This is a genomic window from Amphritea sp., assembly GCF_050300915.1.
GTDB lineage: Bacteria > Pseudomonadota > Gammaproteobacteria > Pseudomonadales > Balneatricaceae > Amphritea.
The window spans coordinates 62,997-87,707 of record NZ_JBNKYN010000007.1; the positions used below are offsets into that span (position 1 = coordinate 62,997).

General features: G+C 52.8%; 16 protein-coding genes and 1 pseudogene. 5 read left to right on the forward strand and 12 right to left on the reverse strand.

Going from position 1 to position 24,711, the window contains the following annotated elements; all coding sequences use genetic code 11:
* Positions 1-63 precede the first annotated feature (63 nt).
* The gene (gene rapA, locus ACQY8X_RS03365; RefSeq protein ID WP_428033728.1) at positions 64-2,937 is read right to left on the reverse strand and encodes an RNA polymerase-associated protein RapA; all 2,874 of its coding nucleotides are present in this window, start codon (positions 2,935-2,937) and stop codon (positions 64-66) included.
* Between the two features lie 264 nt (positions 2,938-3,201).
* Between rapA and ACQY8X_RS03370 the strand changes: the two genes are divergently transcribed.
* The gene (locus ACQY8X_RS03370; protein WP_428033729.1) at positions 3,202-4,512 is read left to right on the forward strand and encodes a DEAD/DEAH box helicase; all 1,311 of its coding nucleotides are present in this window, start codon (positions 3,202-3,204) and stop codon (positions 4,510-4,512) included.
* A 96-nt stretch (positions 4,513-4,608) separates the two neighbouring features.
* Here the strand turns inward: ACQY8X_RS03370 and ACQY8X_RS03375 are convergent, their stop codons facing one another.
* Entirely contained in the window at positions 4,609-6,219 is a 1,611-nt protein-coding gene (locus ACQY8X_RS03375) for an MFS transporter (protein WP_428033730.1), read from the reverse strand.
* Positions 6,220-6,417: 198 nt separating this feature from the next.
* Positions 6,418-8,076 carry a 2-isopropylmalate synthase gene (leuA, locus tag ACQY8X_RS03380; protein WP_428033731.1) on the reverse strand — a complete coding sequence of 553 codons (1,659 nt, stop codon included), beginning with the start codon at positions 8,074-8,076 and terminating at the stop codon, positions 6,418-6,420.
* A 374-nt stretch (positions 8,077-8,450) separates the two neighbouring features.
* On the opposite strand from leuA, the gene ACQY8X_RS03385 reads away from it, so the two are divergent.
* The 3 genes from ACQY8X_RS03385 to ACQY8X_RS03395 all read left to right on the forward strand — a co-directional run bounded on the left by ACQY8X_RS03385 (position 8,451) and on the right by ACQY8X_RS03395 (position 10,149).
* Positions 8,451-8,939 (forward strand): Lrp/AsnC family transcriptional regulator, encoded by a 489-nt coding sequence (locus tag ACQY8X_RS03385; RefSeq protein ID WP_428033732.1) that lies wholly within the window; start codon positions 8,451-8,453, stop codon positions 8,937-8,939.
* A gap of 130 nt (positions 8,940-9,069) precedes the next feature.
* Positions 9,070-9,525 (forward strand): hypothetical protein, encoded by a 456-nt coding sequence (locus ACQY8X_RS03390; protein ID WP_428033733.1) that lies wholly within the window; start codon positions 9,070-9,072, stop codon positions 9,523-9,525.
* A 156-nt stretch (positions 9,526-9,681) separates the two neighbouring features.
* On the forward strand, positions 9,682-10,149 hold the full coding sequence (locus ACQY8X_RS03395; RefSeq protein WP_428033734.1) for a hypothetical protein: 468 nt from the start codon (positions 9,682-9,684) through the stop codon (positions 10,147-10,149).
* 136 nt (positions 10,150-10,285) lie between these two features.
* Here ACQY8X_RS03395 and ACQY8X_RS03400 read toward each other — a convergent pair whose 3' ends face one another.
* The 9 genes and pseudogenes from ACQY8X_RS03400 to trmH all read right to left on the reverse strand — a co-directional run bounded on the left by ACQY8X_RS03400 (position 10,286) and on the right by trmH (position 23,629).
* Positions 10,286-11,380 carry a tRNA-queuosine alpha-mannosyltransferase domain-containing protein gene (locus ACQY8X_RS03400; protein WP_428033735.1) on the reverse strand — a complete coding sequence of 365 codons (1,095 nt, stop codon included), beginning with the start codon at positions 11,378-11,380 and terminating at the stop codon, positions 10,286-10,288.
* A 5-nt stretch (positions 11,381-11,385) separates the two neighbouring features.
* The gene (locus ACQY8X_RS03405) at positions 11,386-12,642 is read right to left on the reverse strand and encodes a hypothetical protein (RefSeq protein ID WP_428033736.1); all 1,257 of its coding nucleotides are present in this window, start codon (positions 12,640-12,642) and stop codon (positions 11,386-11,388) included.
* Positions 12,643-12,718: 76 nt separating this feature from the next.
* Positions 12,719-13,888 (reverse strand): SPOR domain-containing protein, encoded by a 1,170-nt coding sequence (locus ACQY8X_RS03410; protein ID WP_428033737.1) that lies wholly within the window; start codon positions 13,886-13,888, stop codon positions 12,719-12,721.
* Positions 13,889-13,978: 90 nt separating this feature from the next.
* On the reverse strand, positions 13,979-15,478 hold the full coding sequence (locus ACQY8X_RS03415) for an SPOR domain-containing protein (protein ID WP_428033738.1): 1,500 nt from the start codon (positions 15,476-15,478) through the stop codon (positions 13,979-13,981).
* Positions 15,479-15,809: 331 nt separating this feature from the next.
* A pseudogene (locus ACQY8X_RS03420) lies at positions 15,810-17,960 on the reverse strand (TRAP transporter permease).
* A gap of 110 nt (positions 17,961-18,070) precedes the next feature.
* Positions 18,071-19,099: a TAXI family TRAP transporter solute-binding subunit gene (locus ACQY8X_RS03425; protein ID WP_428033739.1), complete on the reverse strand. Its 1,029-nt coding sequence runs from the start codon at positions 19,097-19,099 to the stop codon at positions 18,071-18,073.
* A 298-nt stretch (positions 19,100-19,397) separates the two neighbouring features.
* Positions 19,398-20,774, reverse strand: coding sequence for a sigma-54-dependent transcriptional regulator (locus tag ACQY8X_RS03430; RefSeq protein ID WP_428033740.1), 1,377 nt, complete (start codon positions 20,772-20,774; stop codon positions 19,398-19,400).
* Between the two features lie 2 nt (positions 20,775-20,776).
* Entirely contained in the window at positions 20,777-22,849 is a 2,073-nt protein-coding gene (locus tag ACQY8X_RS03435; protein WP_428033741.1) for a sensor histidine kinase, read from the reverse strand.
* An 81-nt stretch (positions 22,850-22,930) separates the two neighbouring features.
* Positions 22,931-23,629, reverse strand: a complete 699-nt coding sequence (trmH, locus tag ACQY8X_RS03440; protein WP_428033742.1) for a tRNA (guanosine(18)-2'-O)-methyltransferase TrmH — start codon at positions 23,627-23,629, stop codon at positions 22,931-22,933.
* A gap of 166 nt (positions 23,630-23,795) precedes the next feature.
* On the opposite strand from trmH, the gene ACQY8X_RS03445 reads away from it, so the two are divergent.
* Complete coding sequence (locus tag ACQY8X_RS03445; protein WP_428033743.1) at positions 23,796-24,662, forward strand: prephenate dehydratase; 867 nt, start codon at positions 23,796-23,798, stop codon at positions 24,660-24,662.
* Positions 24,663-24,711: the final 49 nt, after the last annotated feature.

A 24,711-nucleotide genomic window follows, 5' to 3' on the forward strand; every position in this document is an offset into this window, starting at 1 on the left:
TGGCCAAAGTCTGCTCCGGTTATACTGAATTCATCTGAATGCAACTGACAATGATAACAGAGATCAGGTCGCTACAATCACCCGGATCGCATCCAGTTTCAGGGATGCACTCTCCAGGTGGTGATCCAGCGCGGCACGATTTTGTGTCAGGTAGTCGATCTCTTCCTGACGAATGTTCGGATTCACCGCCGCCAGCGCACTGAGACGCTCCTGCTCAGCCCCCAGAAGATCAGCCACATTCTGCCTGGCTTCAACCAGCATCGCCGGGAACTGAGTTGCGGCAAGCGCTTCAACCCGATCCACCATCTTCCCTACCTCGCTGCGGGTGTGTTTTACAATCTCTACCGCCTGGCGTCGGCCCACCCGTTCCGCCAGATTGTTAATGTGGGTTTCGGTGAGAATAGCACTGAGGTCGGTGCCGTTGGCATCCACCACAATACGGCTTAGCGTCTGCGGCAGATAACGCTGCACCTGCAGCTGTTTAGGCGCCGCACAATGCAGGGTGAAAATAGCTTCAAGCAGCAGGGTTCCGGGCTTCAGCGGTGGCAATGTAATAGTGCAGACCGCGGTATTACCGAAGTCACCATTGACCACGATATCCATAGTGCCCATCACCAGCGGGTGCTCCCAGGTGAGGAACTGAATATCTTCCCGCCCCAGCGCCAGTGCGCGGCTATAGGTTGCGGTCATGCCATCAGCAGGCAGCCCCGGCAGACTTTCATGATGCATATGATCGCCCGGGCTGAGAATAATACTCTGGCTACTGTGGGTCTGCTGTTCGACACCAAACTGATCGAACATCCGTTCCATATAGCTGCTCAGCTCGATACTGTTGCCAGTGACCTCCATACTTTCAGCAATCGCGGCAGCTTTCACCGGATTACAGGAGTTCAGCTCCAGTAGCTGGTCACGCCCCTGCTGCAACTGCGCCAACAAACGGTCAGCTTCTATACGGGTACTACTGATCAACTGCTCAGTATTGGCTTCGTCATACTCGTCAAACAGCGCCGGAATCAGTTGCTCCAGAAACTGATCGAACAATACCTGCCCCACCGGACAGGCACGCTCGAAACAGTTCAGGCCACGATGGAACCAGTCCAGCAGCACCGCCTGAGCACTGAACTCATAATGAGGCACATGGATCTGCACATCATGTCGCTGGCCGATCCGGTCAAGCCGGCCAATACGCTGCTCCAGCAGATCAGGATTAAGGGGCAGGTCAAACAGCACCAGATGGCTGGCAAACTGAAAGTTGCGGCCTTCGCTGCCGATCTCAGAGCAGATCAGTACCTGAGCGCTCTCATCTTCGTCGGCGAAATAAGCCGCAGCACGATCGCGGTTAACCAGCGACATCCCTTCATGGAACACCGACGAGCGAACCCCCTCATACAGGCGCAGATGCTCTTCCAGCGATTTGGCGGTTTCCGCATAGGCACAGATCACCAGGGCTTTCTGATCGCGATTCTGCTTCAGCCAGTCCACCAGCCATTCAACCCGCGGATCAGCTTCCAGCCAGCGGTCTGCCAGAATAAGTTCCGGGTGCAGTCGCTCTTCAAGATCCGCCTGGGCCAGCAGTTGCTGTTCACTGGCCAGATAGAAATCAGGTTCAGGCAGTGGATAACTGTGTAACACCCGCTTGGGGAAACCACTCACCCCATCACGGGTATTTCGGAACAGCACCCGGCCAGTGCCGTGGTGATCCAGCAACGTGGCCACCGCATCCTGAATCGCCTGGTCAAGGGAGTCATTCTGCAACTCCTCCTGCAACTGCATAGCCACGGCTTCACCGAGATAGCTACCCAGTTGAGTGAATACCTCGGGAGCATCTTTCAGTTGCTCACGGGCATCTTCATCCAACAATCGGGCCACCAGCTTACTCACCGGCTGATAGCCCTCCTCTTCTGCGCGGAACTGTTGCAGACTGTAATAACGATCCGGGTCTAACAAACGCAGCCGGGCAAAGTGACTGTCGACACCCAGCTGTTCAGGGGTCGCGGTTAACAACAACAGTCCTTTCACTTCACGGGCCAGTGCTTCAATACAGATATATTCCGGGCTGGACTCCTCTTCAGACCAGACCAGATGGTGCGCTTCATCCACCACCAGCATATCCCAGCCGGCATCCAGCGCCTGTACCAGACGGTCGGGGCTGGACTTAAGGAATGAAAGATTACACAGCACCAGCTGCGCGGTCTCAAACGGGTTAACCCCCTCATCAGACAGCTCCAGCGCTTCGCAGCGCAGCTCATCGAGAATGGTAAAACGCAGGTTAAAGCGGCGCAGCATCTCCACCAGCCACTGATGTACCAGGCTGTCTGGCACCACAATCAGCGCCCGGGACGCTTTGCCACTGATCAGTTGCTGATGCAGAATCAAACCCGCTTCAATGGTTTTACCCAGACCCACTTCATCCGCCAGCAGTACCCGTGGGGCAAAACGGCGGGACACCTGATGAGCGATATACAGCTGATGGGGCAACAGTTGCACCCGGGGGCCAAGCAAGCCGTAACTTCCGGACTGCAGATGGGCAAACTGGTTTTTCAGGGTTTCCACCCGCAGTTTAAACTGACTCAGCTTATCTACCTGACCGGCAAACAAACGGTCCTGGGGTTTACTGAAGTGCACTGAACTGTCCAGATCACGCTCTTCCAGCACCAGGATTTCGCCCTCAGTATCTTCCACCTGATAGACCATATAGCCATTCAGTTCCTGCTGGGCGGTAATCGTGACTTTAAGGCCTGCGGCATTGCGCACCTGCTCTCCCACCGGATAGACCACACGGCTTAGCGGCGCGTTATCGATAGCGTAGGTACGTTCCTCTTCAACGGCAGGAAAGAGAATCTCAACGCGACGGTTAGATACACTGGTCACCAAGCCCAGCCCCAGATTCGATTCGGTATTACTGATCCAGCGTTGGCCGGGAATAAATTCAGACAAAAGACAGCTCTCAAACAGGAAACGATAGAAACAACACCGTGAAACACTATAGACGATAATCAAAAATATCGCCGATACTAAACGGCCAGCGCGGAATGATAGGCGTTGTGACCGAGTACCTCAAGGCGCAATCACAATCCCGGGCAAATATAAGAAAATATTCATGTATTCAGCACGATAAACAGGCCAATCCCCAGCGCCTGAAATATCCGCGCTGGCAAAAATAAGGTATGCTTGCGCCTTTAAACCTGTGAGTACCCATCGATGTTCTTTATCGACCTAAATCTGGATCTGGAAATTCTGGGCCCATTGGCTGACAACAACTTTCTCAGCCCCCGCCCGATCCAGAAACAGGCGATCCCTGTCGCCATGGAGGGCTTCGATCTACTGGCATCCGCCCCCACCGGTACCGGTAAAACCCTGGCCTTTGTGCTGCCCGCCCTGCAAAAAGTATTCGACAAAGACCCGGACTATAGCAGTGCACCACAGATTCTAATTCTGGCCCCAACCCGGGAGCTGGCAAAACAGATCTATCAGGTGATCGAACTGCAGACCCAGCACAACCGCATTAAAAGCTGCCTGATCGTCGGTGGTGTACCCTTTGGTATGCAGAAAGCGATGCTGGCAGAGCCGATTGACATTATGGTGGCAACTCCCGGCCGGCTGCTGGAACTGAACGCGCAGGAGTGGCTCGATCTGTCGCTGGTAGAGATGCTGATTATCGATGAAGCTGACCGGATGCTCGATCTCGGTTTTATCAACGAGATTAAGCAGATCGCCGATGTGCTGCCACTGCAACGCCAGACACTGATGTTTTCCGCCACCCTTGAGGGTGAAAAGATCCAGCAGTTTGCTGCTGATCTGTTGAATGAAGATTCCCAGGTGATCGCGGTCGATCAGCCCCGCCATATTCCTGAAAACATTGAGCAGTTTGTCTACCGGGCCGATAACGAACAACACAAAGAGTACCTGCTGAAAGCGCTGATCCATCAGCCACAGCTGAAACAGGGGATTATCTTCGTTAACAGCCGTAAGCAGGTAGAGCAGTGGGTCACCATTATCCGCAATGCCGGCATGCTCTGTTACGGCCTGCATGGCGATATGCGTCAGAGTGAACGGACTCAGCGGATCAAAGAGATGCGCCGTGGCCGGATTAAGATCATCATCGCCACCGACGTGGTGGGTCGAGGACTGGATCTGCCAGATCTGACCCATGTGATTAATCTCTATCTGCCAATGAAGGCAGACAGTTACGTCCACCGCTGTGGACGCTCAGGCCGTGATGGTGCCAAAGGTACCGTCTGGTCGATTGTTGAGCCGCTAGACTGGGCAACTCTGGGCAAGATCGAGCGTTTTATCGGCGAAAAGCTGCCCCGTATCACCTTCCCGGGCCTGGCTCCGAAAAAGCCGGAACCCGGTAAGGGCAGCGGCAAAGCAAAACCGAAGAAGCCCAAAGTCAAAAACAAGAAAGCGGTGGCTAAAGCAGCAGCTAAAAAGGCCTCTTCGCAGAAAAAATCACCGAAGAAGCGCGTCGGCCGCGGACCAAAAGCAGGCCCCAACCCTAAAGCAAGCTAATCAATCGTTTGTCACAAGACTGCTTCAGCTGAAAGCCACCATCGGGTGGCTTTTATGTTTCTGGCTGTTGGTTACTCAGGCAGGGCTGGACACTGACTAGCGATCATCTTCATCCAACTCACGGGCGATATGCGCCAGCATCAAATCGATCTCAGTGCGCTCCATATCATCAGCGCCCTCTATCAACGCTTCCTGTAGCATCGCATTAATCCGTTCCTTGCGCAGAATAAACAGATCACGCAATGAATAGGCGATCGCCAGACGCTGATCGGGGAACAGCGCGACCAGCATTTTGATCAGTTCACCGGAACGTTTAGGCAGCGCCAGCACCAGATGAATCGCCACATCCCGCGCTTTCAGAGAAGACCCCTCCAGTGCCGTACTGATTAAGATGGCAGGGTCTTTCGGTTGTTGCCCCAGCGCCACCAGCAGCAGTTTAAGTTCAGGATCACCAATTTCTGCCAGGTTGTAGTCAAGCTGAGGCCCCAATACAGAGGAACCCACCGAACTGCTTTGCAGGCTAACCTGGTATTTCGAGTGGCTCTCTAAGGTTTCGGTACGCACAAACAGTTTGCGTACCATCAGAAATACCGCGACAAACAGATGCACGACGACCAGATAATAGTAAAGCCAAATAGTCTCGAACTGAGTCATTAAAAAACCGGCAATGATCGGCCCCAACACACCGCCACAGCCCAGCAGAATCTGCATCATACTGGTTGCGGACATCGCCTCTTTCAGGTCGATATGGTCGAATACCTGAGTCACCGCCAACGGGAACAACGCCACCCCGGAACCACCGGAGATCAGAAACAATACCACCAGCATCTCTACCGGCATCGGGATAAAGTACTCGGTGACAATCAGTAAGTTACTGCAGATACCCATCACCATCAGACCCGCAGCCACCAGACGCTTATCATAGCGATCCGCCAGCCAGCCAACCGGGTATTGCGTCAGTAAGCCCCCCAACTGATAAGACCCCAATACCAGTGACAGCCAGATACCGGTAATGCCGTGATCATAGGCATAGAGCGATATCAATGAAACGCTGGCAGCACTGATCAAACCCGCACAGAAACAGGACAGCGTACCCGAGGGTGAATAGCTCCACAGCCGTTTCGGCGACATCGGACGAGGCCGGCTGGGCAGCTCTGGCAAGGGCAGACGACTCATCGACATGATGATCAGGGAGATACAGAGGAACACACCAATGAGGCCAAACAAACGGGGATCATGCTCACTGGAAAGACTGAACAGAAACGGCGCAGAGCCAAAACCGATAGCGAAACAGATCTGATAGGTGCCAAACACCTTACCCCGGTTGCGCTTATCACTGAGCACATTCAGCCAGCTCTCAAGGGTAATAAAGCTGGTGACAAAACAGAATCCGGCCACCATTCTTAACCCACCGGTGACCCAGATATTGATGAAATAACTGTGGCAGACCGAGACAATTGCCAGGGTCGCTGCCATCGAGGAAAACGCCCGGATATGACCGGCACGAAGCACCGCACGGGAGCCAAACAGCCCCGCCATAATTGCCCCAACGGCAAACATACTCATCGCCATACCAATATCTGAGGAGGCGAAACCACTCTCCTTCAGACGAATCGGCAACATCACAAAAAACAGGTTATGGCTTACAGCCACCGCAAAGATGGAGAACAGAATCGGCTGAATCCGAATCAGAATATTGGTTTGCATTGTTTTGTTAGCCCGAAAATGAAAACTGAAGCAAACCTCAAACCTGCGTCCGGTGCAGAAAAGCCATTTTAATGATGGCCTGGAAAACAGTTTACACAGGTAAGGCTGATACTCCTTCTCAAACAATACCTGTATTAAATTAGTACAGCAAAAAAACCGGCATCAACTGCCGGTTTTTTTTAACGGGTTTAATCAGACTCAGGCGGCCTGCGCCGTTGCAATACCGGTGCGGCTGAAGGCGGTCAGCATCGCCTGCAACGCTGCTGCTGAGGTATCCTCCGCCACGGCAACCGCACAATATTCCTCGCCGTTTATCTGCACCGCAATAGAGGCCTGAGCATTGGCATCGGTACCGCCACCGATTGCATGCTGATCGAAGTGAATAACCTCAATTGTACAGCGATAAGCTGCGGTCAGTGCAGCACACAACGCCTCCAGGGCACCGGCCCCTTCGCCGTTAAACGTCTGTTCACCAATTTTAAAACGGGCACTGACATGGTGCCCCTGGGTATGCAGATCATAGTCATGCAACTGCCAGGCGTCCGCCACCGAGATAAAATGCTCATCAAACAAACGCTTGATATTGGTGGGCGAAACCTCTACACCACTCTGCTCTGCAGCTCCCTGAACAACGCGACTCAGAGGAAAATGCATCCACTTTGGCAAAGTGATGTCGTAATCCCGCTCCAGTACCAACGCTACGCCCCCTTTACCACTCTGGGAGTTAATACGCACTACTGCTTCATATTCACGACCAATATCCCGTGGGTCAATCGGCAGATAGGCGACATCCCAGTGGGGTTTCTTATGCTCAGTATGATAATTAACCGACTTGCGAATCGCATCCTGATGACTACCGGAAAATGCGGTATAGACCAACTCGCCAGCCCAGGGGTGACGCACACCCACCGGAATACCGGTGCAGCTTTCCACCACGTCGTTAATCTCCATGATGTTGGAGAAATCCAGCTGCGGGTCAACCCCCTGAGAATACAGATTCATCCCCATGGTAATGACATCCATATTACCGGTGCGCTCACCATTCCCCATCAGGGTACCCTCTACCCGGTCAGCACCGGCCAGAACCCCCAGCTCCGCAGCAGCCACCGCACAGCCGCGGTCATTATGGGTGTGCATGCTGATACGCACATATTGACGATTAACCAGATGACGGCAGAAATACTCCACCTGATCGGCAAAGCGGTTCGGCGTCGACATCTCCACCGTTGCCGGCAGGTTGATAATGATGTCGCGGCCACTTTCAGGCTGCCACTGCTCAATCACCGCATCACAGACTTCAATGGCATAATCCATCTCAGTGCCGCTGAAACTTTCCGGTGAGTACTGGAACGACCACTCCGTATGCGGATGCTGCTGGGCATACTGCTGCACCCATTTTGCCCCCTGCACCGCAATCGCCTTAATCCCTTCACGGGACTGACCAAATACCTGCTCCCGCTGTACAGTTGAAGTGGAGTTATACACATGAATCACCGCTTTTTTTACCCCGGACATCGCTTCATAGGTGCGCTTAATCAGGTCTTCACGGGCCTGCGTCAGCACCTGAATGGTGACATCCTCAGGAATACGGTTTTCATCTACCAGCTTACGCACAAAATCAAAGTCAGGTTTAGAGGCGGATGGAAATCCCACTTCAATCTCTTTAAAACCGATCTTAACCAGCAGATCAAATAGTCGCGTTTTCTGCTCGACACTCATCGGATTCACCAGCGCCTGATTACCGTCCCGGAGGTCTACACTGCACCAGTCAGGAGCCTGTGTCAGAGTCTTGTCTGGCCAGGTACGGTCGGTCAAACGGATCGGTTTAAATGCACTGTATTTACGATGGTCAAACATAGCGTTGTCCTGCTTATCATCTGCCTCAGTGTGGCAGTTTTTTGGATTTATGAGGTTACTGGGTTGAAGTCCCGCGCGGCAAAGCGCGGGAGTAAATCTGTCAGTCGCATACTTGTGGTACACCTTGATCAGCCCGGTAGGCTGGCGCTTAAACCTGATTAGACACTTCTGGTGTTGTCATCCACATCCGCTGATAACGGTATGCTTTGGTGGCTCTCGGCAAATATTTATCGCTGCAGCAATCAATAGAGCACAGTGTAAAGCCTTTGTTGCGCAATAACCGAGCTAAAAACAGGAAAAACCATAAATTTGCGCAATATCTCTTAATAAAATACACTACTTTCATAGAAATAATTGCGCAGAGTACTAAAACCATGAAATCAAACCATCCTTTTGACCGTTTTGACTTAAAAATATTGCGCGAACTGCAACATGATGGCGGCGTGTCTAATCAGGATCTTGCCGAGAAAGTGGGCCTGACCGCTGCCCCCTGTTCCCGACGGGTAAAAGCACTGGAAGAGGCGGGGGTAATAAAAGACCGGGTTGTAAGAATCGATGAGCGGGCGGTCGACCTGAACCTGATCGCTATCTTGCATATAAGCATGGATAAGCATATTCCGGAGCGCTTTGAGACCTTTGAAACCACTATCAGCAGCTTTCCTGAGGTGATGGAATGCTATCTGATTACCGGCCACGATGCGGATTATCAGCTCAAGGTTGCGGTACCGGATATGGACCGCTATCACGATATTCTGCTGGGTAAGATCACCCGCATTCAGGGGGTCACCGGAGTAAAGTCAGCATTTATTATGCGCAAAATCGTCGATACGACAGCCGTGCCGCTTAACTATCTGAATATATAATTACCCGCAGACAAGAGAAACTAAAACGGCCCAGCAGAACAAACAGACGTTTGAATTCCGCATTGCAATCACACAACACAACCGTATAATGGCGAATTTTTAAGCATCACTCTCTCAGGGATGAGTACTCATGTCACGTTTTGCTCTCATGTTTTCGCTGTTAATCCTCGCTGGTTGCAACACTATTAATCAGCCTGACCCGCTGTCTCTCGACACTGTCCAGAAATCTGATTGTATTGGTCAGGGAATCTGCAACGCTTCACTAGAGATAGAACAGGGTACTGGCCACGTTACTATTGTGGTCAAGGGTATCTATCACCCCATCACCGCAGCCAGCATCTGGATCGATGGCACAACCTACCCACTCCAACCGCTGCATCTAGAAACCGTTTACCGTAAAACACCAACGGGCCAGCGCGCCTCTATGCATCGCTTCAGCTCAGAACTGGCGATCAGAGAGAAACTGGAACATGGCGTCCGGGCGAGAATCGATGCCGACCTGCAAAGCTATTCTATTACACGCCCCCTGAAACGTCCCGGCTATACTGATGAGGCGTGGCATACTCTTCTCGCGGGCCTGGAGTGAACTGATTGCAACGATAAGGCAGCCAGGCGAGCCCGAAGCCCCGCATGATCATAGTTAAAATCGGCGGAGAGCCTGCGGCTCGTATTGCAGCCTGTGGTATCATCGTTATAATCATTTACACACTATCCCCTTTTATTTTTCTGAAGAGACGCGCACATGAAGTACTCACTCATATTCTGTCTGGCACTGCTGACGGGCTGCGGCACCATTAACCAACCCGATTACAATCTGCCACGTCAGTTGCCTGATGAGGTAATCCATTCACTGAGCTGCAATCAATATGATATCTGCAGCGCGCTCTATTATAAGAATACCCGTCCTAAGACGCTGAAAGTGGCCGTCAGCGGCGCCTATCACGCCATTAGCGGCGCAACACTCTGGATCGACGAACAGGCCTATCCGCTTACGCCAACAGAGAGCTACACCCGCAACGGTATCACTGAATCAGGGATGCGGGTTTCAATGCGTCCATTCGTATCAGAGAAACCGTTAAAAGCGCTTTTAAATCAGGCGACCAAAGTCACTCTGGAAACCAATCAGCAAAGTTTTTCATTCACGACAGTGATGAAAGATAACGGTTTTGTTCACCCTGAATGGCATGCACTGCTGGCTGGATTAAATTAAGTTCTGCGGCTCGCTTTCCGCTGGCTGGGTCGACAGCCAGACGACCGGGCAGTGCAATACCCCCTTGCACTGCCCTGACAGCGCACTGTCATCGTGGATTGCACCACCTTTATCCCTGGAGGGAGACGAATCTATTCTAACCTGCCCCAGGGTTAACAACCCGCTGCACTAACCGCTCGTAATGAGACACCATGTTATCCCAGCTTAATGCCGAGATATCCGGTGTTGGGATGTCTTCTCCTGCATGCTTGCAATGCGCGTAGCGAACCACCGCAGCGACAAGACTTTCGCACTCCCCGTCACCACTGCTATAGCAACAGTCCGCAGGAAAAAGTTCCGGATAGGCCAGCCGATTGGGTACCAAAGGCATAGCACCTGCGGCCACCCCTTCCAGTACGGCGATCCCCTGAAAATCATGCAGTGCTGTTGAAACAACGAGATCTGCCTGTTGCAGTAATCGACGGTACTGCTCAACGGACTCAACAAACCCCACCTGTCCCGCCCGGGCTTGCAGCAATGACTTCAGCTGGCGAAATGGTTCAGGCACATTGCGGAACTGCTGACCAACCATATCCAGCCTGAAATCGACATCGCTATCAAGCAGTCGTTCTACCGCGCTGAGCAGCTGTTGCGGCCCTTTATCAAACTCCCAGCGGTGATTCCAGATCAGGCGAACAGGCCCCGGCTGGGGATCATGAGGCAGATATGCACTCTGCGGTAACGGCACCGGAAGCACCGAAGAGCGCTGTTCCAGCCACTCAACCACCCCTGGGGGCACCTGGTCCGGCAGTTTTTTCAGTAGTTCACGGCAGCCGGAGAGGAAAGTCGTGCGGTTATACGCGGTATTGAAACAGATATGATCGGCAGCCAGCGCGGTATAAAGATTCAGAATTTTCGGTTCTACATTACCATACTCACGCCCGGACTCCGGGTATGCGAACTGGTTCTCATGAAAGTAAACCAGCGTTGGAATACTGGCCAGATGCGGAACAAAGCCCCGCAGGGCTGAGAGATCGGTCATTGAGGTGGCAACCACCAGATCGTACGGCTGCTCTAGCGTCTCACGTTGATTAAACGCCCAACTCAGACTGTTACCGCGTATCCGCCAGGAAAAATACCGCGGCGGCAGGGTTAACACTGTCCACTGATGCTGATCGAGGTTTTCCACCAGACCTGTACGCCAGTAAACGTGACTGGCGGCATCATAAGCAGAAAGTAGAAGAATCTTCACCGGGGTCAGTTCATATACAACGAGCGAAAGCTGCGCACCCAGGCATCCGTTGCCAGGGAGGGTGGAAGTTTTAATTTAAGGGCACGCTGAGCATCGGCTTTATCGCCAAAATTATCTTGCAGTAAAATCACATAATCATGTGATGCAAGGATGACGCTATACGCGATGCGCTGCAAATTGTAATCAATCATGAAGCGTATTGCTCGCTCCCGGCTGGTCAGTCTGGCAAGTTGTACCACCAAGCGTTCCGGCGGCTGCGCCTTTAGCCAGTTAAGATCCATCATAGATATCTCACGGCCGTCCTGATCATCGGCATTGCTCCCGGTACTGCCACTCAACGGCTGCGGTTCTCCGCGACCGGACGGTGCAGGGGGAGTGATAACCCCACTCTCGCTGTGCAGACGTTGCAGACTGATAGTGGACTGCTGCAGATCCGCTAAAATCTTATCGTACAAAGGTTGTGTCTGCAGGTTTCCCAGCCCGATACTGGTGTCGGCATAAGCCAGCGCCTGAAACAGATCCCGGGCCACCCCCTGACCTTCAGCGTAAAGCAACGCAAGATTATGGGCGGCATAAGCGTTTCCGCCAGACACTGCCTGGTTGTACCAGTAAATCGCAGTATCCGGATCAAAATCTGCCAACAGTACACCCAACGCCAGTTGCGCTTTGTCATTTCCCGCTAGTGCTGACTGTTCAATCCAGCGACGGGCAGCTACCGGGTCTTTTTCCACGCCCTCGCCCTGCAGCAGCATCAGCCCGGCTTTTAACTGACTATCAGGCAATCCAGCTTCCGCTGACCCCAGATAGAGGGAAAATGCCTGAGGGATATTCTGTTCTACCACTTCGCCCTTTTCATACAGCAGCGCCAGGTTCCGCATCGCCTTTGGATTACCCAGCTCCGCCGCCTGACGGTAGTATTTGAGGCTCTGTTGCAGATCAACGGCAGTGCCTTTGCCTTTCTGGTAGGCGATTGCCAGGTTATAGGCTGCTTCATCATGATCACTGGCGGCAGAAATTCTCAGCCACTCCACCACTTTCACCCAGTCAGGCCCTTTGCCGCTGACCCCCAGCGCATACAGACGAGCGAGAATAAACGCGGCCTGAGGTTCACCCACCTGAGCCAGTGGAAGACAGCTATCATAGGCTTGCACCACTTTACCTTCACGATATGCTTGCTGACACTGGCGCATATCCGCCGCTATAGCTCCGCTGCTAGCCAGCACAATCGCGATGGCAATAATTAGCCTTAATCCCTGTAACATTGTTAATCCTTAAAACCCATTGGCTCTGTTTTTAACACAGACTTTTTCTGCTCATAACGCTTGCGGATACAACCTCCTATCTAACCGGCGTATACGCACTGCGAATTGCCCGGTAGGTGCGGTACCAGACCATTCCTGACAGTTTTTGCGGCAGCTGCTCTGCGGCAATTGCCCGGGCAGCACTCAGCGAAGCGCCGGATTCAGCATAGAGCACCACATACATGTTACCGGCAGCGGTGACTGCCCGGAAGTAGTTAACTTTTCCATCCAGTTGGTTATCCTGAATAAACGTTTTAACTGAATCTTCACTACTCAACTGTACCAATTGCAATACATAACGACTTTCAGGCTGCGCCAGCAGCCAGTCAAAGTCATGCAGCCCAACGCTATTTTCAACCGCACCCGCCGCCCCCGCAGGTGACGTCGTTTCAACCGTTAACGTCTGCGGAACAGGCACTGCAACAGTTTGCACCGCCTCAGTCAGCTCAGCCTGAGCAGCGATTCTGCGGGACTCCTCAAGTGCCATCTGCTGTCTGAGACTTTCCACCAGATCAACCGCGGGTTCAGACCCCAGCCGCAGACTCTCAGTAGCATGATACAGGGCTTTATCCAGATCCATTTCCCTACCGTCAGGAGGTTCCCGATAGAGCAGCGCCAGTTGATAATGAGCGTAGCTACTACCCTGCTCAGCAGCCAGCCGAAACAGTTCCATTGATTGTTCAGGATCACTGGACTTAAGCAGCGCCGCCAGGGTTATCCGGGCACTCTGGTCGCCTTTATCAGCAGCAACCGCCAGCCAGTGCCGGGCCTCGGACAGATCCTGTTCAGTCCCCGCACCTTTAAGGTAATTGATACCGGTTTTCAACTGGCTGGCAAGGTGTCCCAGCTCTGCACCCTTCAGATACCAGCTGAACGCCAGCGGAAGATTTTGTGGCACCACATCGCCTCGCTCATGCAGGCTCGCAAGATTATAACAGGCTGGGCCATAGCCCTGCTCAGCCGAGCGAGTCAGCCACTGTAGTGCCTGGCGCAGATCAGCGGGTACACCCTCGCCACCCTGACTGTAGAGGTTAGAAAGAATAAAGCTGGACTCACCATCTCCCTGCTCTGCCAATGGCAAGCAGCTCTGCAGTGCAGCCTGGTGTTGCATTGTCTGATAAAGCGTACGACAGCTATGCTCCTCAGCGTAAACCGCCGAAGAGCAGAGGAGAAAACTTGTCAACAGGTATACAACAGTTCGGGCCATTTACGTCCGCACCAACAGTTTCAAGGTGATGAGTATTAATAAGGGGCTAAACCAGAGGCCGCAGCTACGTACACCAAAGCCCTGCATTTATCAGGACTCTGGTGGCAGATACAGCTCCTGTAAGCGTCTGAATTTACGAACCCAGTGATTTTTACGGGCAGACACAGGAATCTCAGCCAGAGCTGCCGTTGCCTCAGGTATGGTTTTGTACTCACCATAGATCAGGACATAGAAAAGGCCCGCTTCACGCTGAGTACGAAAATACCTGACACTGTCCGGCAGGTTATGCTTTTTAATGTACTTGAGCATACCGGCTTCATCGGTGCCATACAGCAGCTGAACGGTAAAATCAGGTGGAAACTTATCCATCACCCAACCATCAGGCAGGGCATAGGGGTTATCTGGTTGCCAGCCTGGCTGCGCCGGCGGGAGATCGGCAGAAGGCTCTGCCTCAGATGCAGCTACTACCTCAGTAACAACTGTCTGTCCGGGGCCTGACGCCGGTGCCTCTGCGGAGTTGGCCGCCAGAACGGCAGTTGCCGTATCCTCAACCGTCGCGGCAGATGCATCTTCCTGAGCCGGGGGTAGCAAACCTTCAACTGAAAGGGTGGCCAGCAGCAACTGCTGCTCACCGGAACCGTTATCGGGCACAGACTCTCGTATCTGACGTGTCAGCTGCTGCTTCTCCGCCTGCAGTTCAACAACTTTCTGCTGCTCGGTTTCCAGCCGGATCAGATTTAACAACGCAGCGGCTTCACTATTCCCCGCATCAACCGCCTGTTGCGCCAGCTCTGCAGCTTTATGATGGTCGGCCTCGACCCCCTGACCGGCATAATAAACCAGTGCAAGATTTTGCAACGCCAGACTGTTACCCTGTTTAGCCGAACGTTGATACCAGCTAAGGCTCTCAGCAGGATCAATTTCAGCCAGCATCACCCCCATTGCTACCTGGGCGTTAGCGTTTTCCGCTTCAGCCGCTTTACGAATCCAGTGCTGGGCTGAAGCCCGGTTTGCTTCAACTCCCCGTCCTTCAAGCAACATGGTACCGACTTTCAACTGAGCGCTAACCAGCCCCTGCTGAGCGGCTTTCAGATACCACTGATAAGCCCTGGCCTGATCTTTCTCGCCTGCTGCACCGGTTTCAAACATCGAGCCAAGCAGCTTTTGTGCTTTCGCATGTTGCGCCAGTGCGGCCTGCTGATACCAGTGACGCGCCTGACTATTACTCTGGCCAACCCCCTGCCCCAACTGGTAAGCCAGCCCAAGACGATAAGCCGACTCCGGATGACCTTTTTCGGCAGCGACCTGATCCCAAAATAAGCCACGCTGATCATCCTCGTCTGTACCCAGCGCCTGGTAGTACATCGTCGCCAGCAGAAAAGCGGCCTTCGCATCACCCAGCTCAGCCAGCTCCTGACACTGGCTGCGGGCACTCTGATACTCCGCTGAAGAGAAAAGTTGATAACATTCAGCAGCATTCTGATCAGCAGCGGTTGATGCAGAGGAAAACAGCAACGCAGAACTAACGCCTAACAGCGTTGGTAAACGAAAAACCAGGTTCAATGGTGTTGACTTCGATCTTATTAACATAGTCCCTACCGCAAGTCCGAAAAGTCTTTTTACAAGCCTCTTCATAACATTTGTACTGCTAACTCCCCCCCGGAGTTAAACAGAAAACTGGCGACCATAACAATCCACTGTTAGGACCCATGTATTAAGCCAGCCTTGATCGTCTTACAGACATTACCACCACAACAGATACTCAACCTCAGCGCACCTGTTTAGCAAAGTACAAGGAACAATCATTCCAGCAGACAATTTAGCAAATTGTCACCGTCGGAATAAGTGATATTACTCACTATTTATGTGAAAAACGAAAAAAACCGGCCTGCTGGCCGGTTTCTGAGTGCGCAAGACCGGTTTAACCAGGCTGCACTGCACCGTTTTGCTGAACCTCCCGGGTAGACCGGCTATAAAAAAACAGCGCCAGAAAAACCACCAGTCCCAGGCTACTTAGCCACCACTGACCATGGGGCCAGAGCATCAGCATACCCGCCGCACCGGAAACCAGTCGCAAGAGCAGATTCAGCGGGCTTTCCAGGTACCCTTCCATAAATCCCACCAGCGCATAAATACCAAATATCGCGAAGAAGAAGATACTCAGCACCTCGGCGGTCGTGCCACCAATGAAGTTGGTATAAGCAAACAGCAGTGGCACAATATACAGCCCCTTCGCAATCTTCCAGGCAGTAAAGCCGGTCGCCATCGGTGGTGTTTTGGCAATCGCCGCAGCAGCGAACGCGGTCAGACACACTGGCGGGGTGACGTTAGAGTCCTGTGACAGCCAGAAGATGATCATATGGGCAGACAGCAGAATCATCGCCAGATGCGCCGGATCAATCGCCTGCTCCAGTAGCTGCCCCTTAAAATCACCGGGCACCAGCGCCAGCAACTGCTGGGCATCAACTTTACTCATCGGTTCCGCCAGCAACGCTGCTTTATCAGCATCCACCAGTAAGAAAATAGTACGGGCCACTTCCGGCAGTGTACCGTTAACCATCATATCCACCAGCTGCATCTCTGCAATCAGGTTATACAGTGCCGGAGCAGACAGCGTGGCCAACACAATATAGGCTGCGGTGACCGGTAGCCCCATACCCAGTATCAACGATGCCAGCGCCACCAGTAACAGCGTAATCAGCAGACTGCCACTGGCCCATTCGGCCACCATCAGGGAGAAGGTATTACCGATACCGGTCATCGCTACCACGTTAACCACCAACCCCACGGCGATCAGCAACATCGCCGTCGTCGCCATATTTTTAGACCCCTGCGCCAGTGCATCGAAGATATCCCGGAACCCCATCGGATGTTTCGACAACCAGGAAGACACAACGACCGAAATAATGGAGATACCGGCAGCATAAGTCGGTGTAAAACCATAGATCAGCAGGCTGACCAGGACCACCAGCGGCAACAGATAGTGCCAGCCATCACGGAACACTTCACCCACAGGACGGGAATCCAGTTCGACCGCCTGCGCCTGACTGCGCATCGCTTCGACCCGGACAAAAAAGCCCACCGAGAGGAAGTACAGCAGCGCAGGCAGTGCTGCTACTGCGATCACATCCACATAGGGGATCTGTGTATAAGACGCCATAATAAACGCCCCGGCACCCATCACCGGCGGCATCAGCTGCCCGCCGGTCGAGGCTGCCGCTTCAACACCGGCAGCGAAACGGGCTGGAAAACCCGCTTTCTGCATCAGAGGAATGGTGATGACACCGGTGGATACGGTATTTGCTACAGAGGAGCCCGACACCTATCCCATCAGACCAGACCCGAGCACCGCCACAAAACCGGGTCCGCCGACCATCCGCCCTGCGGCACAGCGGGACAGTTCAATAATGAAATCACCGGCACCGGACTTCACCAGAAAAGCGCCGAACAGAATGAACATGAACACATAGGTCCAGGAGATCCGGGCGATCTGCCCAAACATCCCCTCCGAAGAGAAATAACTACGATACAGCAGGGTTTCCAGACTCAGGCCGGGAAAGCCAAAAATCCCGCCAACATACTGCCCCCACCAGAACACATAGGTCAGGGCAACGATAATCATGCAGGGAATAAACCAGCCGGTGGTACGGCGGGCCATCTCCAGCGCGATAAAGATAGCGCAGAGCGAGAACACCCAGTCAAGATCGTCAAACTTAACCCCGCGGGCATAGAGGGCATCTTCAAAGCCAATCAGGTAGAGCGTACAAAGAATCGCAGCACAGCCTAAGAGGATATCAAGTATCAGCGTGATGCGACGACCCGCTACAGTATGACTGCGCACCATCGGCACCATCAGCGCACACAGCATGGCAAAACCGCCAAAATGGATGGCAGACACCCACAACTCAGAGACCGTACTGAGAGTATTAAAGTAGATATGTGCCAGTGCGAAGACAACACCGGCCCAGTAGATAAAACGGCCTGTCAGCGACTTTTCCGGACGCTGTAACAGCTCCAGGCTCTTCAGCTTGGCAGCGACTTCCTCATCGGTATTAGGATCAAGAGAACTCATAGCGGTATTCCGTTGACGGTGAACGTAAAACTTAAGATAGCGGGGCCGTTAAAGGCCCCCGCAGGATCACTGAGCTGATCGACGAACAGATACAGCCCAGTCAACGCAGATCACTCAGCAATAAGATGCTCAGGAATCGTCAGACCCACTTCTTTGTAGTAACGGGCAGCACCCGGGTGCAGCGGCAGCGGCAAACCTTCAATCGCCTTTTCCAGGGACATCGCTTTAGTTGCCTTATGGATACCGTTCAGGAATGGCAGGTTTTCATAGATAGTTTTGGTCAGCATATACACATCTTCTTCTGACACATCATCACGTACCGCCAGGAAGTTAGGCTGTGCCATGGTGTTGATATCTTTAACCTGACCTGGATAGGTGTTGGCCGGAATTACAAACCGGGTCCACAACTTGTAGTTACCGTTGGCTTTTTTGATCTGCTCATCGGTAAAATCGAGTACCGTCATATCACTACCCAGAGAGGCATACGCCCGGGTAATCGCCGAGGTTGGCACACCTGACGGAATGTTCATCCCTTCGATAGTACCGTTCTGCAACGCATCCGCACTGGGGCCATAGCCCATATACGCCATATCCAGGCTGTCAGCATTCACGCCCAGCCCCTTCAGGATCTGCAGACCGGAGCCTTCAGTACCGGAGTTTTTCTTACCGATAGAGAATTTCTTACCATTCAGCGCGTTCAGATCATCAACAGTACCGGTTTTTGCCAGATCAGATTTGACCACAAACTGCTCAACGTTCTGCCATAACATCGACACAGAGCGAAGGTTCTTTTTCGGACCTGTCGCGGCAAAAGCACCTTCACCATTCCAGGCCCATGCACCATAAAGGCCCTGCAGAATCGCAAACTGTGCTTCATTTTCATCCATCAGTTTGATGTTCTCACCGGAGCCGGCAGAGTTAATCGCCGACAATGACACCTTATATTTCGGTTCAAGCTTTACTTTCGTCAGGGTTGCCAGCGCAACACCTACCGGATAATAGGTTCCACCGGTAGAGGCAGTCGCCAGAATATAGGAGCGATTCTCTTCAGCCTGTGCAATGGATATGCCGCCCAATGCAGCACTCAGTGTGACGGCAAGACCCAGGCCTTTGATAAGAGTTCGTTTACTACTTTGCATGTTAGCTTCCTTCACTCGGGATTTATTGTTAGTTTCCATCTAATAAAGCAATGCCAGTGCCAAGCCTGAAATAAAATCATAACCCTTTGATAAATAAATATTATTTACCATATAGGGGATATTAAAACAGGCCATATAAGCAAAAAGCTGCCGATAGCCAGGCCAACACATAAGCAAGATCTTGCTTATAAAGCGCAGATTTCAGCCTCGATGAGGCAAAAAATCTCCCTGTGGGACCGGATACACCTAAGTTAAGCAGAGTTTTTCAGGAATGCAGGAGCAATAAGCAAGTTTTTGCTTACTCTCCCGCTGAATCGATAAACTGAGAGCGGTCGATCTGGTATTTAACCATTTTCTGATTCAATGTCCGGCGTGGCAGATCCAGCATCTCCATCACCGCTTTAATATTACCGTTGTGCTGCCGCAATGCTTCGCAGATCACCTTGTACTCAAAATTAGCCACCTGTGCCGCCAATGGCAGACTGCTCTCCACCCGATCACTACTCATCGGCTCAATGGCGGTTTCCGGATAGATAAGATCAGCCACCGGCAACGTGTCATCCAGAGCAAAACGCACCGCGATATTTTTCAGCTCCCGGACATTACCGGGCCAGGGATACTGTTGCAGATTGCTCAGATCCTGCCGATTAATGCCACGCAGCTCCCGCCCATGCTGGGTCGCCGCCTGACGGGCATAGTATTCAAACAACAGCGGAATATCTTCGACCCGATCACGTAACGGTGAGAGATAGAGGCAGGACACATTAAGCCGGTAGTAAAGATCCTGACGGAAGTTTTCCTCTACAGAGAGATCCGCCTTGGACGCGGCGACAATGCGCAGATTCACCGGCACCTGCTTGTTAGACCCAAGCGGTTCAATTACCCCCTCCTGCAAGCTGCGCAGGATTTTCACCTGCAGACTGGCGGGCATACTTTCAATCTCATCCAGTAGCAAGGTACCACCATCGGCATGCTGAAACTTACCGGTGCGCTTTTTGGCCGCCCCGGTAAAGGCCCCTGCCTCATGACCAAACAGTTCGGTTTCGATCAGGTTTTCGGGAATGGCACCGCAATTAATCGGCACAAAGTTATGCTCGCTACGGGGACTGAATTCATGCAGGCACTGGGCCACCAACTCTTTACCACTACCGGTTTCACCATAGATGATCACACTGGTATCCAGTGCCGCATATTTAAGAATATCGCGCCGCAACTTCTGAATTGCCGGTGAGATGCCGATAATTTTAGCATCGATGCCACTGCGGGATGCCAGATCCTGTTGCAGACGCAGATTTTCCAGCACCAGCAGACGTTTTTCACAGGCCCGGTTAATCGTTTCTACCAGGCGTTCAGGCACAAAGGGCTTTTCAATAAAATCATAGGCGCCATCACGCATCGCACCGATCGCCATATCCACATCACCATGTCCGGTGATCAGGATAACCGGTAGTTCGGGGATAATAGCGCGGGCCGCCTGCATAAATTGCAGACCATCCATCTCCGGCATCTTCACATCGCTGACCACCACCCCGGGGAACTGCTCATTCAGGTGAGTCAGTGCCTCGGCGGCCCGGTCGCAGGCAATCACCTTAAAACCGGCCATCGTTAACCACTGTGATGTGGACTGGCGGATAATCGGATCATCGTCCACCAGTAAAACCTGACCTCTGTTCATTATCACTCCTCTGACTGCCCGATTAATGGCAGGGTAACACTAAAACAGGTATAACCCGGCCGACTGTTCACCCGAATCACCCCGCGCAGATCATGCACAATGGAACGGACGATAGGCAAGCCTAACCCCAGCCCTTCACCAATCGGTTTAGTGGTAAAAAAGGGTTCAAACAGCTGCGCCTGACTCTGTTCATCAATCCCCTCTCCGTTATCCACCACCTCTATGGTCACGCTTTCAGCATCAGTGCGAATGCCTATTTCCAAACGGGGTTCAGCCACGCCGGTCAGGGCATCGCAGCCATTGCTGAGCAGATTAACAAAGATCTGCTCCAACCGGGCACTGTCACCACTCACCTGTAACTGCAGATCAGGCCGGGCATACACCAGCTCAATCTGTTGCTGTTCGATGCGCCCACGATACAGGTTAACCACCTGATCCAGCGCCAGCAGCGGATCAACCGGTGACAGGTGTTGCGGCTTTTGATAGGCAAAGGTTTTCAGCTGCCGGGTGAGCACCGCCATGCGACTGATAAGATCATTAATCAGCTCAAGATTAGCGTCCAGCTGTTCGGTTTCCTGCCGTTCGATCAGCTGACGACAGATAGCGATATAGGTTCGCAATGCGGTTAACGGCTGATTTAACTCATGCACCACCGCCGAGGACATCCGCCCCAGTGCCGCCATTTTCTCCGCCTGCACCAGCTCATCCTGGGCTTCCCGCAGAGCCTGAGTACGCTGTTGCACCTGATGTTCCAGCTGGTCGTTAGCTTCCTGCAACGCTCTTTCCAGACGTTTTCGCGGCGTGATATCAATCACTGTCACCAGATAATTAGCGGTCGCTTCCCGCTTCATCTGTTTGATTGAAAACAGCATCGGGAAGGTATTACCATCGGAACGCTTTGCCACCGTTTCCATTGCGGTAACCGGCGCGAAACCGCGGCTGCCAAGACGTTCCAGTACCCGTTTCATCACCCCCTGATACACTTCCGGTTCGATAAGATCACCGATATGGGTACCCTTAATCCTCGGCATCGACACACCAAACTGCTGCATCGCCATCGGATTGATAAACAGAATTCGCCCCTGACTATCCAGCGTAATCATGCCAACATGGGCATTATTAATAATATCCCGCTGCCGTGACTCACTCCGCTCCAGCGCCTGCTGCGTCTCCCGGCGGGAGATATGCTTTAACTGCCGTTCCCGCAGCAGAAACACCAGCAACGAGATAACGATAAAAAAGGCAATGGTAAACAGCGTCGCATTGCGCTGAATGCGGGTTACTTCGCGCAGGTCATTGAGCACCGAAACCTGCCAGCCAAGATCATCCAGAGTGACCGTCTGCAGCACCGCCCTTTCACCACTGTCCAACTCCACCAGCGTAATTTCAGAACCATCGTAGAGCGTTGTTATCTGCTGTTTGTGGATAAAGCTCTGTAGCTGTTTAGCCGGTTGATAGGGTTTACTGGCCATCAGAATATGGCCCGCCTTACTAAACAGATAATGGCTGGTCTGATCCAGTCCGGCCTGGAACAGTTCAAGATCAAGCCGTACCGTTGCCACCCCCAGCAGCTGACTTTTCACATACACCGGAGCTGACAGATAGACAGCACCGTCACTCTCCCCCGAAGGCAACACCAGCTGGAAGCCCTGCTGTCCCTCCAGTGCCTGCAGAAAGTAGGTTTGCTGCCGGTGGCTGACACTGTAAAAGTCCTGCTGTGCCCGCCAATGACTAAACGCCTGAGCACGCCCCTGTACATCCAGAACAAACAGTGCTGTAGAGCCCGCCACCAGATTAGTCTGTTCAAGATAACGGCTGACCCGGGCAATTCTGTCCGGTGAGGGGTTACGCAGCAACTCAGCCACATCACCACTTTGTGAAATGAGAAATGGCAGGTACTTGTAGTCGGCCAGTTCCGAGCGGGTCTGGCTGATGATACTCAACAGCTGACTCTCGCCGTTCTCCTTCAGATCGGTCAGAGCCCAGTTGCGCACAAACTGGGTCACCAGCGTTGTCCCCATCAGTGACAACGCCAGCATCAACAGGGCAAGCGGAACAAAACGCGGAAACTGCATGCACTCTCTCCTGTTGTTTATCGAAGCACGTATATTAAAAATTAAGACCTTTGCAACAGACTATCTGAAGCGATGCGGCCATCACCACTGACGCCTTGCTGCGGTGCCTTCCCGGACCGCCTGATACCAGGCGGGGGCATCCGTCAGCGCCAGCAACTCATCCAGGGGCGGATATTCCAGACCTTGTTTATGGCAATAATCCGCAAGATCGGGAAAGCTCCACTCAAACAGCGTATCTTGATACTCCTGCGGATCAAGCCGGGATTGCTCATACATCCCTGCCTTCAAGCGCTGATTCTGCGCTTCCACGAGAATAATACCTGCCGCAGTAGAGACGTTAAGTGACCCCACCATCCCCATCATCGGTATCAGAATGTGCTCATCCGCAAGCTCAGCGCCCTCATCACTCACGCCAAACTTTTCCGCTCCCATCAACAGCGCGCAGGGCACGGTAAAATCCACATCCCGGTAATCAATGGCCCGGTCTGAAAAGTGCGCCGCATAAATCTTCATCCCCTGATCTTTAGCCCCCGCAATCGCCTCTGAAACCGAGCGGTGATTCTGGGTTTTTACCCAACGGTCACTGCCTCGGGTGGTACCACGAAATCCATACCCCTCCTTTGGAGTCACTGTATGAATACGGGGAATACCCACAGCATCGCAGGTGCGAATCAGCGCAGCAATATTGCGGGGTTTATGAACCATATCAGTGATCAGGGTCAGGTCTGGTTGTCGACGGTCGAGGGTCTGAGTAAGTTTAGCGGTGCGTTCCGGAGTCATCGGGGTCCCAAAATAAGCTGGCTGGTTTGCAGATAAGGATGCCGTTAAGTATGCAGTCAATAATTGTTGCGCCACATATTACTGAAAAATGTCAGCCTGCTCACTGCAAAAATCAAAATCTGTGACATAATTACCGCCTTAATATTTTTGCCTAACCGGAACCCACATGTCAGCTACACCGAACATCATCGCGTTTCAGGGCGTCGAAGGCGCCTATTCACACCTATCCTGTCGTCGGGTCTTCCCGGAGATGGAGGCGTTTGCCTGTGAAACCTTTGTTGAAGCGATGCTGATGGTGGACCAGGGCAAAGCCAGGCTGGCGATGATTCCACTGGAAAACTCCACCGCCGGTCGGGTGGAAGAGATCTACCGGCTGATGCCCAAGAGCCAGCTGCACATTATCGGCGAACATTTCGAACCGGTTAACCACTGTCTGCTGGGTATTAAAGGCAGTACAGTTGAGCAACTGAAAACCGTTTCTTCGCACCCCCAGGCGCTGGCCCAGTGTGATGGCCATATCAAACAGCTGGGCATCGACCCGATTGCCGCCTTTGATACCGCCGGTTCTGCCTACGAACTGGCACAAAATCCAGACGTCACCCATGGCGCTATAGCCTCCAGTCTGGCCGCTGACCTCTACGACCTGGAGATCCTGCGAGAGAACTTTCAGGATGTCACCGGCAACACGACCCGCTTCCTGATTCTCTCAAATGAACAGGGAATTCCAGAGCGTCAGCCCGAGGTATCCTACATCACCTCACTGATGTTTACCGTGCGCAACATCCCCGCCGCACTCTATAAAGCCCTGGGCGGTTTCGCCACCAACGGCATCAACATGGTGAAGCTGGAAAGTTATATCGGTAACGGCCTGACCAAAGGCGCCAGTTTTCACCTGGATGTTGAAGGCCACCCCGATGACCGGATGATGCAGTATGCGCTGCAGGAGCTGGAGTTCTTTACCAAAGAGATGCGCAATCTGGGCACCTACGAAGCCCATGAGTTCCGTGCCCAGAACCGGCCTCTGCCGGAGTAATCAAGGGCAGATAAGCGACGTAGCTTGCTGCGTCGCTGGTTCAGCTACT

Bases quoted from the DNA above. Each gene is read 5' to 3' on its own strand.
- ACQY8X_RS03370 (WP_428033729.1), top strand. From the start codon at position 3,202: ATGTTCTTTATCGACCTAAATCTGGATCTGGAAATTCTGGGCCCATTG.
- ACQY8X_RS03375 (WP_428033730.1), bottom strand. From the start codon at position 6,219: ATGCAAACCAATATTCTGATTCGGATTCAGCCGATTCTGTTCTCCATC.
- leuA (WP_428033731.1), bottom strand. From the start codon at position 8,076: ATGTTTGACCATCGTAAATACAGTGCATTTAAACCGATCCGTTTGACC.
- ACQY8X_RS03385 (WP_428033732.1), top strand. From the start codon at position 8,451: ATGAAATCAAACCATCCTTTTGACCGTTTTGACTTAAAAATATTGCGC.
- ACQY8X_RS03390 (WP_428033733.1), top strand. From the start codon at position 9,070: ATGTCACGTTTTGCTCTCATGTTTTCGCTGTTAATCCTCGCTGGTTGC.
- ACQY8X_RS03395 (WP_428033734.1), top strand. From the start codon at position 9,682: ATGAAGTACTCACTCATATTCTGTCTGGCACTGCTGACGGGCTGCGGC.
- ACQY8X_RS03405 (WP_428033736.1), bottom strand. From the start codon at position 12,642: ATGTTACAGGGATTAAGGCTAATTATTGCCATCGCGATTGTGCTGGCT.
- ACQY8X_RS03410 (WP_428033737.1), bottom strand. From the start codon at position 13,888: ATGGCCCGAACTGTTGTATACCTGTTGACAAGTTTTCTCCTCTGCTCT.
- ACQY8X_RS03415 (WP_428033738.1), bottom strand. From the start codon at position 15,478: ATGTTAATAAGATCGAAGTCAACACCATTGAACCTGGTTTTTCGTTTA.
- ACQY8X_RS03425 (WP_428033739.1), bottom strand. From the start codon at position 19,099: ATGCAAAGTAGTAAACGAACTCTTATCAAAGGCCTGGGTCTTGCCGTC.
- ACQY8X_RS03430 (WP_428033740.1), bottom strand. From the start codon at position 20,774: ATGAACAGAGGTCAGGTTTTACTGGTGGACGATGATCCGATTATCCGC.
- ACQY8X_RS03435 (WP_428033741.1), bottom strand. From the start codon at position 22,849: ATGCAGTTTCCGCGTTTTGTTCCGCTTGCCCTGTTGATGCTGGCGTTG.
- trmH (WP_428033742.1), bottom strand. From the start codon at position 23,629: ATGACTCCGGAACGCACCGCTAAACTTACTCAGACCCTCGACCGTCGA.
- ACQY8X_RS03445 (WP_428033743.1), top strand. From the start codon at position 23,796: ATGTCAGCTACACCGAACATCATCGCGTTTCAGGGCGTCGAAGGCGCC.